Origin of the sequence: Peribacillus sp. S4 (assembly GCF_046715815.1) — a bacterium.
Classification (GTDB): domain Bacteria; phylum Bacillota; class Bacilli; order Bacillales; family DSM-1321; genus Peribacillus; species Peribacillus frigoritolerans.
Genome location: NZ_CP175708.1, coordinates 4683696 through 4698957 on the forward strand (window position 1 = coordinate 4683696; position 15262 = coordinate 4698957).

A 15262-nucleotide genomic window follows, 5' to 3' on the forward strand; every position below is an offset into this window, starting at 1 on the left:
TTCCCGCTGTACCGTCTGCTTTTAAAAAAACAATAGGCCAGGTCGCCCCTCTTGTTCTTCATTCAAAGCATATTTTCTACTTCCAGAAAATTAGTTCAATAAGATAAAAACACCTTAAAGACAGATCGTGAAAAACGTTTTTATTTTTCCCTTCTCCCTTCTCAGTTATCATCTTCTTCAAGATGACAGTTCGAAATTTTTAAAAATTCGCAACCATTTGAGCGGCTCTATCAGTTTTTCAATATGAATTTTAAGGGGTGGCTTCAGGTGTTCTTTCTCAGAAAGCGACAGCTAAATGCAGAAAGTTAATCATTAAAAAATTCCTAAACTTTTGCTCTCTGCATTATGGTTTCCAACTCTCAAAATACCTATTTTTCACAAAAATATTCATATGTAAGATGTGGGTTTTTCTTAAAGTTCTCTCACCTTGTTCACACTTTAGAGAAGAAAAAACAAAAGGCAGCATATTTGCTGCCTTTCATTCAGGGTAGGTGAACTGTTTTAATATGATGAAGATTTAAATATACAGGTTCCTCCCTAGCCGTAATAAGTTCAACAAAATTATCTTCTAACTTATTAATTTGTCCAATTAAATTGGAATTTTCTCCTATATTAAAAATAATTAAGCTACCGATCAGTTTTTCCATTTGTACGTCAAAGGTTCTTGCCATTGAATGTTTTGATGGATGTACAGGAAGATCCTTGTTACTTAAACCATAAGGAGTTTGATTGTCCGTATATGGGATAATCCACTTTAAATGATTTAAAGGTATATACATAGTCTTGTAAACTGGTGAATAGAATTCAAAGTAATTATTCATCACCCTTGTTATATAACCATGTAACGGCTGGTTACCAGTCACGTATACTTCCGTGAACATCCCTTTCGCGGATAAAAGAGTTTTTCGTAGTGATAATTCTTCCTCAGATTCAATTCCAGGTGAATCTACAGGAAGGAAAATCTCCTCGTTTTCCGTAGTATTTACTTTGCAATTTTGAATATGAATTATTGGAAGATACACAAAGTCCTGTCCATTAAAGATGACCACTACATCAATACCAGTATCAACCAGTGTACCGAAAAAGATTTTTTTTCCGGAAATTTCTATTTTAATTGTTTTTCCTCTGAGATTTTGTAAGATTTTATTCATAATCACCCCTCCTTCCTACTTTAATAACCAAGTGGTCCAAAAATACAGCGAGATTAAACTTACGATTAACCCTATAGGGATTATCAAAAAGGTAACCCTAAGATACTTTCCCCAGGAGATATTGATGGAGTGTTTCTTCAATATATACATCCAAATTAATGTAGCCAGCGTTCCAACAGGCGTTAACAAAGCACCTATATCGCTTCCAATCACGTTAGCAAGATAAGCAATTTGTACAAGGTGAGGATCCAATCCCATCTCTGTTATCGACAAAGTCCCTATCATGACTGCAGGAAGATTGTTAAATAAATTGGATAGGATCGTTAATAATATGCCCATGATCATGGTAGCGTTGAATGGGCTGTCCATTATTAAGGGTTTTAAATTGCTGACGATATAATCATTCAAGCCAACATTCTTCAAACCATATACCAGCACGTACATATTGAAAGCAAATAAAAGAACATGCCACGGTGTTTTCTTTACAATATCGCTAAGACCAGTTTTGGTTTTATACCATCTCAGTATTATTAAAAGGAACGCTCCCACCATACCGATCAATTCCAAGGGAACCCCAAATGGTGTAAGTGCGAAGAAGCTCGCCCGAGTTAAAATGACGATTGCAAAACTCATTTTAAACAATTTCCAATCATTATCTTCGGATTGTTGTTTTACATCGAGTGGATGAGTTTGTACATAGCGTGAAAAGGTATTATCCCATTTTACAGGTACACTGGGAATTTTCCTTGGAAGGTCCTTCTTAAAATAGAGATAAAGTAATAACCCGATGGTTAAAATCCCTATCATTGAAGGAACAAACATCATATTGATATAACTATTAAGGCTCAGTCCTACAATTTTTAGTGCAATCAAATTGGAAATATTGCTTACTGCTATTGGGGCACTCGCTGCCGTTGCAATTAGAGCTCCTGATATTAGAAAGGGGATTTTTTGGTGAGGTTTAATCTTTAGTAACGTTACAATGTGAATAATGATAGGTGTTGTGATAAGGATACTTCCATCGTTATTGAAAAACATGGTCATGAAAAAACATAGGAGATTAGTGTAAACGTATAATCTAACCCCTGAACCCTTAGACCGGATGATGATATTCAAAGCAATCCACCTAAAAAAACCAATGCTCTCAAGTACAATAGACATCATAATGGTGGATAATATGGTTAAAGAAGCGCCCCTGATAATATCAAATATATTTAAAACATCCATCCAAGGAACAATGCCTGCAACTAATACAGTCAAGGCACCTATTGTAGTAGGTATCGTTTCGTTAATCCCAAATGGTCTCCATAACATGAGAATAATTGTTAAAGTAAAAATTATTGTCATCAAGACAATTTGTGAACTAAGCATTTACCTCCGCCGCCTTGTTTTTGGATGGTGTAATTCTTACGGTATCAGGAGTGGTTTGATTTTGAGGTTTTACAAAAAAAGAATAGAAGACTCCCCCAATAACAGAAAAAAACAAAATCATCATTCCATGTCCTCCTTTCAATTAGCCTTGAATTGTATCTTAAGGCTTTAACCGTTTTGCCTTCAATTTCCCCTGCATTCTTTCAGCAAATTTCGTTAATGAATAATATTCGTTTTTTTGATTTCCGTTGTCTGTATTCATTTTTTCAGTGGACTTCATTAATTCGTAACACTTCTTATCTATCAGTTTTCTTTTTTCTTTTAAATCATTTTTCTTCGCGGATTGATCGTTCATTTCTTGAGGGTTTGATTCCCTGAATACTTCAGTCAGGTTTTCTTGGATTTCGTCATGTCTATCTTTATTATTAGTTACTGAAGGGTTTTCCTTCTTACCTTCTTTTTTCTTTTTTTCACGGGATTTTTGTTTCTTATTTTTATCCGCACTTTTTTTTATTACATTGGACTGATCTTTGTTCACTTCATTTACTGTAGATTGAAAGGTGGGTTCTTCTCTCACGTTAGATAAAACTTCCGGGTGTGCACTTATTTCAGGATTAGTTTCTGAAGCTTTTTCCTTCTTACTTTTTTTCTTTTTTTCAGTGGATTTTTGTTTCTTATATTTATTAGTACTTTTCTTTACATTGGATTGATTTTTGTTCACTTCATTTACTGAAGATTGAACAGTCGGTTCTTCTCTTACATCAGATAAAACTTCTGCATGAGTACTTCTTTCAGTTGGTGAAGCTGGTCCTTCTTTTCCAATAGTTAAAATGGCCTGTTCTTGTTTCTCTTCAACCGGCTCTTCTTTCACGACAGATAAAACTTCCGGAAGTGCACTTATTTCAGTTGATAAGGGTTGTTCTTCTTTTCCAATAGTTAAAATGGCCTGTTCTTGTTTCTCTTCAACCGGCTCTTCCTTCTCTTTGGAATTAACTTCAGCGTCTTCCATCAGCTTGGAATCACTTTCCTTAGCTTGATCTCCTTCTGCCTGTTTACTTTCAGTTTTTTCGTCTTTATTTTCCTGCTGTTTGTTCTCAGATGATTCCTTATTATCTATCCCTTTGAAAATATAAAGTATATTTGATAATTGGACATAAAGTTGCTTATCCTTATTTATTAAAACGATATAATTATTAGTTACGGTACTTAAAAATCCATCAAAGGTTAAATTATTATCCCTTTTTACTGTCACCCAATTACCTTTGAGTTCATTTATTAATTCTGTAAAACTTTGTTTTTGTGTTGGTTCTTGGTCAAGTATTTGGGCCTGGAATTCTTTGGTGTTTTTTGATAAGGCATACACCTGATTTAAGTTAAAATAACATGGTTTATCTGGATTCATTTGAATGACAATAAAGTCACTTTTCACATCCAGTACCACCCCATCATGAACGGTTTTATCATCGGAAATGATACTTACATTAAAACCTATCAGTGAATGAAGTGCCTCTTGAAAATTTTGTTTTTTCATCTGATGAGTCCCCCCTTATTAGTTGGATGGTCGCTTCTGTTCAGAAGCGACACATCATTTATGGGATATACTATTTTTCTTTTTCTTCAGCTTTATTATCTTTATTTTTTTCCGATTTTCCATCGTCTTTATTATCTTTATTTTTTTCCGATTTTCCATCGTCTTTATTATTTTTATTTTTATCCGATTTTTCATCTTCTTTTTGTTTCTCTACTCTTGCCCCGTAACTGATACTGCGGATATGGAACATTGACAGGCGAATAACTTCTTCGTTTAGTATTAACGTTACAAATTCATCATTAATATCATGAAGTACGCCTTCAAGCTTCTCAGGACCGCCTCGGTTAATATTTACCCATTGATTTCTAAGGTCATCTAATAAGCCTTTAAAAGTTGCAGCTGTTTTAAAAGTAAAATCTTCGGGAATTTCCAATTGAAATTGGAACCCCTTCTTTACATTCTCGGTAATACTTTTTATATGGTCGGTTTTATAGTAGATAACACCTTCTTGTTCAGTTAAAATCGATAAGTGGTCATCATATACCCCTAATAATAATCCTGTCCGAGATTCAGGCCCTCCTCTATCTACCTTTAGAACTTTCCCAACCAAATTAGTTAACCATTCCTTATTCATAATGTTGCGCCTCCTATATAATCATTTACCCTGTATGTATATGTGTCATGGAATGACATTGTGTCGTGGTAAATGTCCAACTTCTATCCATAACACTGAAATCCATCAAAAATGTGTATATACACTAACCTTTTGAATTTCCTGGGGTTACATGACGGAAAATACTGAATGAACTCTATGTCCAGAATAATGGATAGTTAAAAAAGCACTTTATTCGAAGCAAGGACGCCTTTAAAATAGCTGAAGTATATTGAATACAAGAGGGTAAAGAGAGTGGATCGCTGCGAATGTACCCAGAGAATTACAAAAAAAAGACCCCGGCGCATAACCGGAGTCATTTTAAGCAGCACTAAAAAGTGTTTTTATGGACTCTAAAAACCTGGTGTTTTGTCACCATTTTTCTATTTCATTTTTATACAACTTGTGTAAGTTTAGATTTTTGATGCCATTCATAACTGCTTTTCCCCGCTGCTCCTTAATTGATGAAGGAATAGTGAACAAATTCGACATATCTGAAGTCAGAGCTTGATGTTGGACAGAAATACTCGGAATATTTCTTGGAAGCTTGAAATGTGCTGCTAAATGAAATCCCCATAAGCCAAAAGAGGGAACAATAACATTGTATTCAAGTGTATTAAGACCGGCCTTATTAATAGTTTTACCAATACTCCAAAATACTGTTGGTGTATCTTCCGGTGAATTGGACTGACAAACTAACACACCTTGTTTGGATAATATTTTTGCTGTTTGACTAAACAATTCAATTGTATATAATGAGCTAATGACTGGGTCAACGGGATCTGGAAAATCAATAATTATTACGTTGTAGGGCTGCAATTCCCTTAAAATAAATTTCTTTGCATCTTCAAAATGAATATTTACCCTTTCGTCCAATAGAGAACGATTATTTTGAGTTATTAATTTTGGATTTGTCTTTGCAAGTTCAATCACCTGAGGATCAATATCAACAAGATCGACATGTTTTACGTTGGGATATTTAAGAACTTCCCGTAAAGCAAGTCCATCTCCACCTCCTAATATGAGAACTCGTTCATGATCAGAAGCCATCTCCATCGCAGGGAATACTAATGCTTCATGATAATGTCTTTCATCCAATGAAGAAAATTGTAACTCTTGATCTAAATATAACCGCAAGTCATTGGCCTCAACTAAAGTAATATCTTGAAATTGACTGGAACCATGATAAAGAATATTATGTTGTCCTTCCACAAGTTCCTTTAACTGTATACTATCATAAGCATTTCCGCGATCATCCCGTAATTCTACAATCCTTTCACTATCTTTCTTTTTACTGCCATCATAAGTGAAAATAAGATCTTTAATGGCAGGTTCACTTTTTGATTCATGTCCGCGTGAAAGTTCATAAACACAAGCGGAACCCGCTTTCATTTCGATAAGAAGCTCTTCTAATACTGGCCATAATTCCTGATTTCCGCACGTATATAAATCCAAAGCTGCATAACGGTGTTCCGGCCATGTATGAATCGAAAAATGTGAAGTTGAGAGAATGATGGCACCCGTTACCCCGTAAGGCAAAAATGAATGGAAATGAGTATTTAAAATCTCCATTCCTAAATCAGACACCGATTTAGTTAATAATTTTTCCAACAACTTCGCATCATTTAGAATTTCCGCCTTGCATTCCTTAGCATCTATAATGAAATGCTGTCCATATGAATCCAACTATTCCACTTCCTTTATAGGTAATGTATGGAGTTATACAGTTTATGATAGAGAGGAACTGTTTCCTACCATGCTTGTATAGCTATTTTATGTTCAATAAGATAAATGGCTTGTACCATTTCCATAAAATGGTTACTAATCATTTTGGAGTGTTATGGAACCTGTCCATATCATTTCGTATTGGTTTTACATAAGTTATATAAAAAAGGATTTGGACGAGATATGAATATGAAGGCCAAAAATACAGTGATCTCCATTGTCGGAAGCGCTGGCGGTGTGGCAAAGTCATTACTCGCTATATTAAATAAATCGATACTTGATAAAAAAGACCCGATTTACGATACCATTTTTAATGACAAAATACACTTAATCGATGTGAAACAAAAAGAACTAGAGTATTACCATAATCTTTTCCCTAATTTAGTCAATAAGCTTTTGCTACACGAATTTGATTTAATGGATACGATGACATTTAAAAAACATCTGGACAATACAAAAACAGATATTGTGGTTGATCTTTCCTATGCTGACACAGTGGAGATGCTAAAATGCTGCAATGAGCTCGGTGTGAAATATGTTAATTCTGCCTTGGAGAACACTATGATTGACGAAAATGAAGATTTGTATGCGGGATTCCCTTTGATTGAGAGAATTAGATACTTTGAAAAATTCAAAAAAGGTTTCACCAATACGTCCGCTATCGTTTGCTCCGGGATGAATCCAGGAGTCGTTCAATGGATGGCGATAGAGCTTCTCAACAAATATGCCCAAGAATCCCCAATTGCCTGCTATATTATTGAACAAGACACTTCTTTTTTTAAAGATAAGAAATTGGCAAAAAAGAACGTCATCTACACAACCTGGTCACCAGAATGCTTCCTTGATGAAGCGATTATGAGCTACCCGATGTTTATTCAGCACCACACACCTCTCTTCTTATACGAGCAAGTTTATAACCTTGAATTCAAAGTGAATTTAGGCGGAAACCAGTTTTATGGTTGTTTGATGCCTCATGAAGAAGTATATACGTTATGTCAGTTGTATGATTTGGAAGGTGGCTTTTTATATAAAGTAAATAAACATACCACTGAATTGATCCGTTCCCATCTGGATGACGTTGATGAATTATGGAACCATGAAATGAGGGTTCTTGATCCGCTTGAGGCGCCAATGGAAGGGGAAGACTTGGTGGGGGTGCTTCTTGTGTTTAAAGACAAGGAGCGATATATGTACAATATATTAAGCAATGATGTGGTGTTTTCAGAATATAAAACCAATGCGACTTATTTTCAGGTGGCGTGCGGTATCTATGCTTCATTAACCGTCCTTTTGCTGGACCAAATACCTAACGGTGTGTATTATGTGGACGAGTTATTGTTAACTACAAACAATCATTATGCTCAATATTTGACCTATTACATGACGGATTTTGTGACAGGAGAAAATGAAAATACAGATGGTTGTTTACTAAATAGGATGAGGAAGTTTCGCGACTGAAATTACTCTTTTAGATAAGGATCAAAAATCTTAGCAAAAATAAATGTGTTGGAGTCTAATCAAGTTTCGGATTTTTTTCATAAGTTAAACAAGAAAATAAATTTAATAAGATGGTGAAAAAATGAAGAAAAAATCTAATAAAAAAGATCAGCCAGTGCCTGCAACTCAAGATGTAACAGAAGGAAAAAACGTCAAAGAAAAAAAAGGACCGAAAGATAGTACAGCCTCCACCGAGTCAGTACAAACCGAGGAGCTCTCAGAACCTAAAGGCGATAAAGGTCCAAATGAAGGAGGAGACTCAGCGGGAGCCGGTGAGGGGAAGCATGGCAAAGGCGCCAAAGGGAAAAAAGGGAAAAAAGGACCGAAAGATGGCACAGCCTCCACCGAGTCAGTGCAAACCGAGGAGCTCTCTGAACCTAAAGGCGATAAAGGTCCTCATGATGGAGGAGATTCAGCGGGAACCGGTGACGTGAAAAAGGACAAAGGCGCCAAAGGGAAAAAAGGACCGAAAGATAGTACAGCCTCCACCGAGTCAGTGCAAACCGAGGAGCTCTCTGAACCTAAAGGTGATAAAGGTCCTCATGATGGAGGAGATTCAGCGGGAACCGGTGACGTGAAAAAGGACAAAGGCGCCAAAGGGAAAAAAGGACCGAAAGATGGCACAGCCTCCACCGAGTCAGTCCAAACCCAGGAGCTCTCTGAACTTAAAGGTGATAAAGGTCCTCATGATGGAGGAGATTCAGCGGGAACCGGTGACGTGAAAAAGGACAAAGGCGCCAAAGGGAAAAAAGGGAAAAAAGGGCCGAAAGATGGCACAGCCTCCACCGAGTCAGTCCAAACCGAGGAGCTCTCTGAACCTAAAGGCGATAAAGTTCCTCATGATGGAGGAGATTCAGCGGGAACCGGTGACGTGAAAAAGGACAAAGGCGCCAAAGGGAAAAAAGGGAAAAAAGGACCGAAAGATGGCACAGCCTCCACCGAGTCAGTGCAAACCGAGGAGCTCTCTGAACCTAAAGACGATAAAGGTCCTCATGATGGAGGAGATTCAGCGGGAACTGGTGACGTGCAAAAGGACAAAGGCGCCAAAGGGAAAAAAGGACCGAAAGATGGCACAGCCTCCACCGAGTCAGTGCAAACCGAAAAGCTTTCGGAACCTAAAGGCGATGCAGGTCCTCATGATGGAGGAGATTCAGCGGGAACCGGTGATGGGAAACATGGCAAGGGCCCCAAAGGGAAAAAAGGCCCGAAAAAAAGATAGCATCAAAAAGAGAACCATGGGATATAAATATTTTTGTGTAAATGTGGTTTTAACCTTTTAGCCTGGCGATGTCTTTCTTTTGGAGGGTATCGCCCAATCGCATTACGCCCACGACATTTTTGAAGTTAGGAGCTGTCAATCAAGACAGCTCTTTCGTTATTCAATTAACACCCGTGGTTCTTCTTTGGCGTTGTCATTTTTTGGAGGGAGGGATGTTTATTTTAATGGTAGTTTAATAACAGATTTCTATTTTGGTTTGGTTGGGATAATACATTGAATTAGTGATTTCAACGAATGCTTCAGGCGTAAAAACATATTAAATTTTATTCGTATAACAAGCCATGTTAACTAAAAAATATTTACATACCATTTATGATTACTACACTGAAAAGACTGATCGTACCTCATCCATTTAAATACTCAACAAATTATCATCCATTATGTCCTTAATTAAAGAAAGAGCTGCCTTAAAGGCAGCTCTGATCTTTTTTAACGTATTAAGAATTCCAGCAAATCCTACTGGACACCATTACATAACCGACCGATATTCTCGACTTCAACAACGACTTCATCACCCGACTTGATCATGCAGCTGCCAGATGGTGAACCCGTGGCCAAAATATCACCGGGCTCAAGTGTCATTACCTGTGAAAGCCAGCTGATCAAAAATGGAATGCTTAGAGACATTTCATTAGTATTTCCGTCTTGGACGACGCGGCCGTTTAAAGTGGTCACAATCCTTAAGTTTGTAGGATCTACCCCGGTAACGATGCATGGTCCCAAAGGTCCGAATGTATCAAATCCTTTGCCCCGCGTAAACTGTGGATCTTTTTTTGTAAGATCTCTTGCTGTCACGTCATTAAATATCGTGCAGCCGAATACATAATCAAGCGCATCTTCTTCTTTAATGTTTTTTCCGCGCTTTCCAATGACAAGGGCCACTTCCCCTTCAAGTTCCACTTGATTGGATAGCTCGTTTGGAGGAAGGATAATATTCTCCTTGTCTGCAATAAGCGAAGATAATGGCTTTAAAAATAGGAATGGTTCAACAAGGTTTGCCTCTCCACCCGTTTCCTTCGCATGACCTGCATATGTCCAGCCGAAATTAACCACTTTCGAAGGTTTTACAGGTTCCAAGATTTTCACGTCACTATATTTCAGCTCGACCCCGTCATACTTTATTTCCTTGTTGACAAGTTCAGCAAAACTGCTAGACAGTTGTAATATCATGTCATCCTCAACAATACCGTAATGTATATTGCCCTGTTGATTCTGATAGCGAACTATTTTTTGTGTTTTTTGTAGCACATGCATTATGAATAAACTCCTTTGATGATTAAGATTACCACAGATATTATAAAATCCGGTTCTACTATACTATAACATGCCTGTTCTTTTACGGGAAAAAAGAGCTCTCGTCGCGACTCCATCTTCTACTAAACCGACCTTTAGTTCAATAAGAAATTATTTAACTATGTATTTTATGGAACCTATCATTTTTTATAATTTTATCTGTGCATTGCCTTATATAGGCTGCAATACATATTCCGATTGGCAGCCCCAGTAGTACATTCCCCATGAAATGTTTACACCCAAACTTGTATAATATTTTCTAAACAAATCCAGTCTATTAAAGACTTATTGCTTATTGATTATCTCAAAATATCAAAACTTTTGTACTGGTAATTCGTCCCTTTTCAGCCAACCTGCCTTGTTAGTGCCATAAGAAAAAGTGCCAACTTCTCTTTAATAGAAATTCAGCACTTCGTTTCTTTGCATACGTTAACGAGTCGCTTTAGGCGGTTGACACACATCACATTTACGTTGGTTATTATTTTTAAATTTCTTAAATGTCTTTTCAAAGTTGCTTCCACATGTACATTTAAATAGTAACTTTTGAGAAAAACCGTGATATTCCGTCGTCAGCAACTTACTTTCCGAATTCTTCTCAACAAATTCTTTAATTTGACCAATCGTCCATTGTTTATTCATTCTCTTACACCTCCATATTTTATCGCTATGCGGAGGCTTTTCTAGGCATCCGTTCAAAATAGTAATTTTCGTAAGTTATTCATTATAACATGAGCCGGCACTCAATCAAACAACTCGTTTGTTGAATAAGAAAAGGAGCTGCTGAACAGCTCCTGGAAATGCACCCGTTAGTTCAACAAAATCACTTAGCCTTATTATGCAATTGAAATGACTCTTCAGAACCATCCCATTTTACATTTACTTTTATAACTTCACCTTCACCTATTATTGCCCCATTTTCTGATCCACCTCTAATTGTAAATACTTTTTCACTAGGTGGTTCTTTGTATGCCTCAGTTTCAGTTCCGCTTGAAGTGGTTGTTTCATAAGTATATTCCAGGTTTTTCATGGAAGATAACTCTTTCAAAGCCCCCTTATATTTTAATACAAGTTCATAGCTATCTTTGCTAGAATGAAGCATTAACAAGGATTTTAATTCGGATACCACTAATTTGGAAACCACTAAAAAAGATACTAATTCGGAGGAAATGACTGAGTATAATTATCAATTTACAGGAGAAAGCGAACATTGGGAAGCTGTATATTTTTATGAAGGAACTGAATTATGGGGAGAGAAAAACGAACAAACCACTAGAAAAAGAGCTGCCAAAAAGCAACTCTAAAGATAAAACCTCTTTTTTGTAATTAACCAATCGTCTTCAGAATATTTTTGACTTGTACGATATTGTTCTGTTCGCCGTCGTTCATCTTATAAACGAAAACGGTATTAATGACATTGTTAAAGCTTAATTTGTAAAAGTGAATGTTTGTATAGTTATATAAATCTATAAGCTTAGTATTCAATACTGCAATGGTATTACTGATTTGCAAAAAATCTTGGATACTGCTGATTGATTTTATTTCCTTTAATTTATATGGTATTTGATTATTCATAAGCCATTCGGTCACAGCTCTTGTATACATACAACCTATACTCAATACGAGCAATGTAATAGGTGTTTTCCAATCAAAATTGATGATATGGTCCTTACTTGAAATGATCTCGAATGTTTCGGATGCAACGATGTCATAAGTTAAGTCGGGATATTTCTTAATAGGTTCACTAATGAGTGCACAATCTAATTCAGAATTGTGCACTTTTTGGTTTATGGCATTACTGGAATCTACGGTGAAATCCACATCCATTTGAATGTCGTTCTTCATATTCAAAGTATTCGCGATATGGGCACCATAGATTTTCAAGGTTGTATGTGATGTGCCAAAATCCACTTTAGAGTTAGTTTGAATGGCACCAATGTTTTGTAAAAATTCTTCGTACTCTTGTGAAATAAGTTGAAGATAGTTTTTATACTGTATTCCTACGCTAGTGATTTTCAATCCTTGGGGCGTGCGTTTAAAAACAAGTTTTCCAATTTCCGACTCTATTTTTTTCACTTTAGCCGTAAGGGCGGATTGAGTATAGTTCGTGATTTCTGCAGACTTACTTAAATTTTGACGGTTTAATATTTCAATTTTCAATGCTATTTCTTTGATGTTCATATAGTTGGCACACCCTATAAAAAAAATTTATGAACCCTATCATTTTCCTCCATTTTACGCTTCTGGGCAGTCAGAGTAAACTCTAGTTAGTTAATAAGTAAGGGAGACTAGATAATGCTAGAAGCTAAAAATAAGAATTTATCCCACCGAATTATTATTGAACGATACATCAAGCATAGGGGGAGAATTTCTTAATGCATACATATTATAAATGGTTAATCGTATTGGTGGCCACGTTATCCCAAACTGCAGCAACCTTTGTGACATATGGCATGGGACCCATCGCTGCATTTTATCAAATTGAATGGAATTTAACACCACTTCAAACAGGCTTCATTGTTTCAGCGGTCAATATTGGTCCGATGTTTTCAATGCTGGCTTTCGGTTACTTGATGGATAAAAAAGGGGAAAAACACATTATCGGGTGGGGGACCATTTTATTGGGCCTCTCAGCTTTAACGCTAGTTTTTGTTAATGATTATATTGTATTGCTGCTTTTATTATTGTTGGTCGGTATATGGTACGGAAGTGCTCAAACCGGTGGAAGCACGGCCATCGTAAAATGGTTTCCAAACGAACATAGAGGTCTGGCTCTAGGGATAAGACAGACGGGAATACCGCTTGGAGGATCTCTAGCCTCTGTAGTTTTATCCTATACATATTATCATTTCAATTTGTCATCAGTACATATAGTACAAGGGATCGTAGCAATAATGGGAGGGCTGCTTTTCCTAATATTATATAACGAACCAGAAAGAACGGGTAAAACGGGATCAACCTCGGTCGGGTTCAAGGAGAAAATGAGTGTCATCAAGAATAATAAAGAATTATATCCGATGTATATAGTGGGTGTTGTAATGATGTCATTACAGATGATTATCATTGGGCATTTTATGAGTTATTTGCATAACGAAGGGGGCTATGCATTAACAGAGGCAGGAAAATATTTAAGCGTCGTTTTAATAGGCGGTATGGTTGGACGGGTAGTCATCGCATGGGCGAGTGATCAATTCTTTGAAGGTAAAAGGGAAAGATTATTGCTTATTGTGATGGCTGTTACCGTAATTCTTACAGTGATGCTGCCACTCATCCTGACTGTTGAAATGGAAATCTTGATGCTATTATTTTGTTTTCTTTTGGGTTTTGTAGCCATTGGTTGGTATTCCATTTTTATTGCTTGTATCACAGAGCAATCGGATTCACGTTTTATAGGTTTAACGGTGAGTTCAGCATTGACATTAAATCAATTATTCATTGTCATAGCACCCTCTTTATTCGGTTTAGTCGTTAATCTATTGAACAGTTATCAACATGCTCTATATTTGGCCGGAATATCTGTAGCTTTGGGAGCGATTAATTTATACAGAGTAAAAATAAAAAAAAGAATGGATCATGGGATCACCACAAAGTTTGATCAAATTAATACAAACAACCTTGATAAATGAATAAATAGAAAGGGCATGTTTTGAAAAAAGATTAATCAAAACATGCCCTTATACTATTAATAAGATTGATCATTTTTGTGTTCCTTAATCAGCTAACGCACCTGTTAGTTCATTAAGGAAAGCGAACCTTATTCAAGAATGCAGCTGATTGATGAACAAAAAAATCCTGTGCATCAACACAGGACCTTTGATAAAACATTTTAAAAACGATCAGGCTTTATGTAGTAAACAACGTTCCATTTAGTGCTTTAACGTACCTAGTTGCAGATTTTTGAACTTGGTTATGGGCTTCTTCTTTAATTACTCGGTGAAAAGCGTCATATAACCGACCAAACTTAAATTCATTAACCCGATTTGCGATTCTTTCTACTGTTACACTGGGCATTGGGATGAAGTTTGGATAACTATACATAAAACTTACCCATTGGCGATCAGCAACAATCCGAATGATATCCCCAGTCAGTAATATTCCGTTCTGGCTGAATCCGTTTTTCCATTCTAAAACGGTGCCGCCTTTAAAATGTCCACCAATTCTCTGAAGTATGACACCTTGCTGTAATTCAAGCGATTCTCCAGACCAGAAAATGATTTTTTCGCTTGGCCTCGTTACCCAGTCTTTTTCATCCTCATGAATATAAATCGGAGCGTCAAAAGCTTCGGCCCATTCCACTTGACTAGAGAAATAGTGAGGGTGAGATAACGCTATAGCATCAATTCCACCTAAATCTTCAATTTGCGTAATCGTATCTTGATCAATATATGTAATACAGTCCCATAATAAATTAAAATTCTTATCTTTTATTAGATAAGCAGTTTGTCCGATTCCAAAATTCGGAATAGTATTTATGCTATATAACCCCTCTTCGTCAAGATTAATAGAATTTTTAAATATTCCATCTTTTTTCATCATTTCTAATGTTGTCCATGTTTGCCCTTTAGGACTAACATATTGTCTTTCTTCCCCGCAAATCAAACATTGATTAGGTACTTTTTTAGAGCTTTCATATTGGACTCCACATGTCTCACAAATATAATTAACCATAACCTTTTTCCCCCATATATACAAAATCTTAACATTAATTATTATATATAAATATGATAAAAATTTAATTTAATGCTCAATTCCACTTCCTTTATGTT

15 protein-coding genes are annotated in these 15262 nt (G+C 36.3%); 4 read left to right on the plus strand and 11 right to left on the minus strand.

The window, feature by feature from the left end:
• Positions 1-482: 482 nt before the first annotated feature.
• From ACJ9PY_RS22335 to speD, 6 genes are all read right to left on the minus strand, one after another.
• The gene (locus ACJ9PY_RS22335; protein ID WP_098866351.1) at positions 483-1151 is read right to left on the minus strand and encodes a DUF2642 domain-containing protein; all 669 of its coding nucleotides are present in this window, start codon (positions 1149-1151) and stop codon (positions 483-485) included.
• A 15-nt stretch (positions 1152-1166) separates the two neighbouring features.
• Positions 1167-2522: an arsenic transporter gene (locus ACJ9PY_RS22340; protein ID WP_098866352.1), complete on the minus strand. Its 1356-nt coding sequence runs from the start codon at positions 2520-2522 to the stop codon at positions 1167-1169.
• Positions 2515-2646 carry a hypothetical protein gene (locus ACJ9PY_RS22345; RefSeq protein WP_255294714.1) on the minus strand — a complete coding sequence of 44 codons (132 nt, stop codon included), beginning with the start codon at positions 2644-2646 and terminating at the stop codon, positions 2515-2517. The genes ACJ9PY_RS22340 and ACJ9PY_RS22345 overlap by 8 nt, the downstream gene beginning before the upstream one ends.
• A 36-nt stretch (positions 2647-2682) precedes the next feature.
• Positions 2683-4053 carry a DUF2642 domain-containing protein gene (locus tag ACJ9PY_RS22350; protein ID WP_411739041.1) on the minus strand — a complete coding sequence of 457 codons (1371 nt, stop codon included), beginning with the start codon at positions 4051-4053 and terminating at the stop codon, positions 2683-2685.
• Positions 4054-4123: 70 nt separating this feature from the next.
• Positions 4124-4687 (minus strand): hypothetical protein, encoded by a 564-nt coding sequence (locus ACJ9PY_RS22355; protein ID WP_283929355.1) that lies wholly within the window; start codon positions 4685-4687, stop codon positions 4124-4126.
• A gap of 390 nt (positions 4688-5077) precedes the next feature.
• Positions 5078-6391 (minus strand): adenosylmethionine decarboxylase, encoded by a 1314-nt coding sequence (gene speD / locus ACJ9PY_RS22360; protein WP_411739042.1) that lies wholly within the window; start codon positions 6389-6391, stop codon positions 5078-5080.
• A 228-nt stretch (positions 6392-6619) separates the two neighbouring features.
• On the opposite strand from speD, the gene ACJ9PY_RS22365 reads away from it, so the two are divergent.
• Both ACJ9PY_RS22365 and ACJ9PY_RS22370 read left to right on the plus strand, forming a co-directional pair.
• A complete protein-coding gene (locus ACJ9PY_RS22365; protein WP_411739043.1) occupies positions 6620-7888 on the plus strand; it encodes an S-adenosylmethionine decarboxylase related protein in 1269 nt (422 codons plus the stop codon).
• A gap of 121 nt (positions 7889-8009) precedes the next feature.
• Positions 8010-9146, plus strand: coding sequence for a hypothetical protein (locus tag ACJ9PY_RS22370; RefSeq protein ID WP_411739044.1), 1137 nt, complete (start codon positions 8010-8012; stop codon positions 9144-9146).
• 516 nt (positions 9147-9662) lie between these two features.
• Here ACJ9PY_RS22370 and ACJ9PY_RS22375 read toward each other — a convergent pair.
• The 3 genes from ACJ9PY_RS22375 to ACJ9PY_RS22385 all read right to left on the minus strand — a co-directional run bounded on the left by ACJ9PY_RS22375 (position 9663) and on the right by ACJ9PY_RS22385 (position 11544).
• Complete coding sequence (locus ACJ9PY_RS22375) at positions 9663-10460, minus strand: fumarylacetoacetate hydrolase family protein (RefSeq protein ID WP_034304454.1); 798 nt, start codon at positions 10458-10460, stop codon at positions 9663-9665.
• Between the two features lie 468 nt (positions 10461-10928).
• Positions 10929-11138, minus strand: coding sequence for a hypothetical protein (locus tag ACJ9PY_RS22380; RefSeq protein WP_034304456.1), 210 nt, complete (start codon positions 11136-11138; stop codon positions 10929-10931).
• 181 nt (positions 11139-11319) lie between these two features.
• A complete protein-coding gene (locus ACJ9PY_RS22385; protein ID WP_411739045.1) occupies positions 11320-11544 on the minus strand; it encodes a hypothetical protein in 225 nt (74 codons plus the stop codon).
• An 85-nt stretch (positions 11545-11629) separates the two neighbouring features.
• Here ACJ9PY_RS22385 and ACJ9PY_RS22390 point away from each other — a divergent pair, with 85 nt between their 5' ends.
• Positions 11630-11800 carry a hypothetical protein gene (locus ACJ9PY_RS22390; protein WP_187050083.1) on the plus strand — a complete coding sequence of 57 codons (171 nt, stop codon included), beginning with the start codon at positions 11630-11632 and terminating at the stop codon, positions 11798-11800.
• Positions 11801-11822: 22 nt separating this feature from the next.
• Here the strand turns inward: ACJ9PY_RS22390 and ACJ9PY_RS22395 are convergent, their stop codons facing one another.
• Positions 11823-12677: a LysR family transcriptional regulator gene (locus ACJ9PY_RS22395; protein WP_187050084.1), complete on the minus strand. Its 855-nt coding sequence runs from the start codon at positions 12675-12677 to the stop codon at positions 11823-11825.
• A 194-nt stretch (positions 12678-12871) separates the two neighbouring features.
• Between ACJ9PY_RS22395 and ACJ9PY_RS22400 the strand changes: the two genes are divergently transcribed.
• Positions 12872-14122, plus strand: a complete 1251-nt coding sequence (locus ACJ9PY_RS22400) for an MFS transporter (RefSeq protein ID WP_268565256.1) — start codon at positions 12872-12874, stop codon at positions 14120-14122.
• A gap of 217 nt (positions 14123-14339) precedes the next feature.
• On the opposite strand, the gene ACJ9PY_RS22405 is transcribed toward ACJ9PY_RS22400, so the two are convergent.
• Positions 14340-15164 carry an MBL fold metallo-hydrolase gene (locus ACJ9PY_RS22405; protein WP_411739046.1) on the minus strand — a complete coding sequence of 275 codons (825 nt, stop codon included), beginning with the start codon at positions 15162-15164 and terminating at the stop codon, positions 14340-14342.
• Positions 15165-15262: the final 98 nt, after the last annotated feature.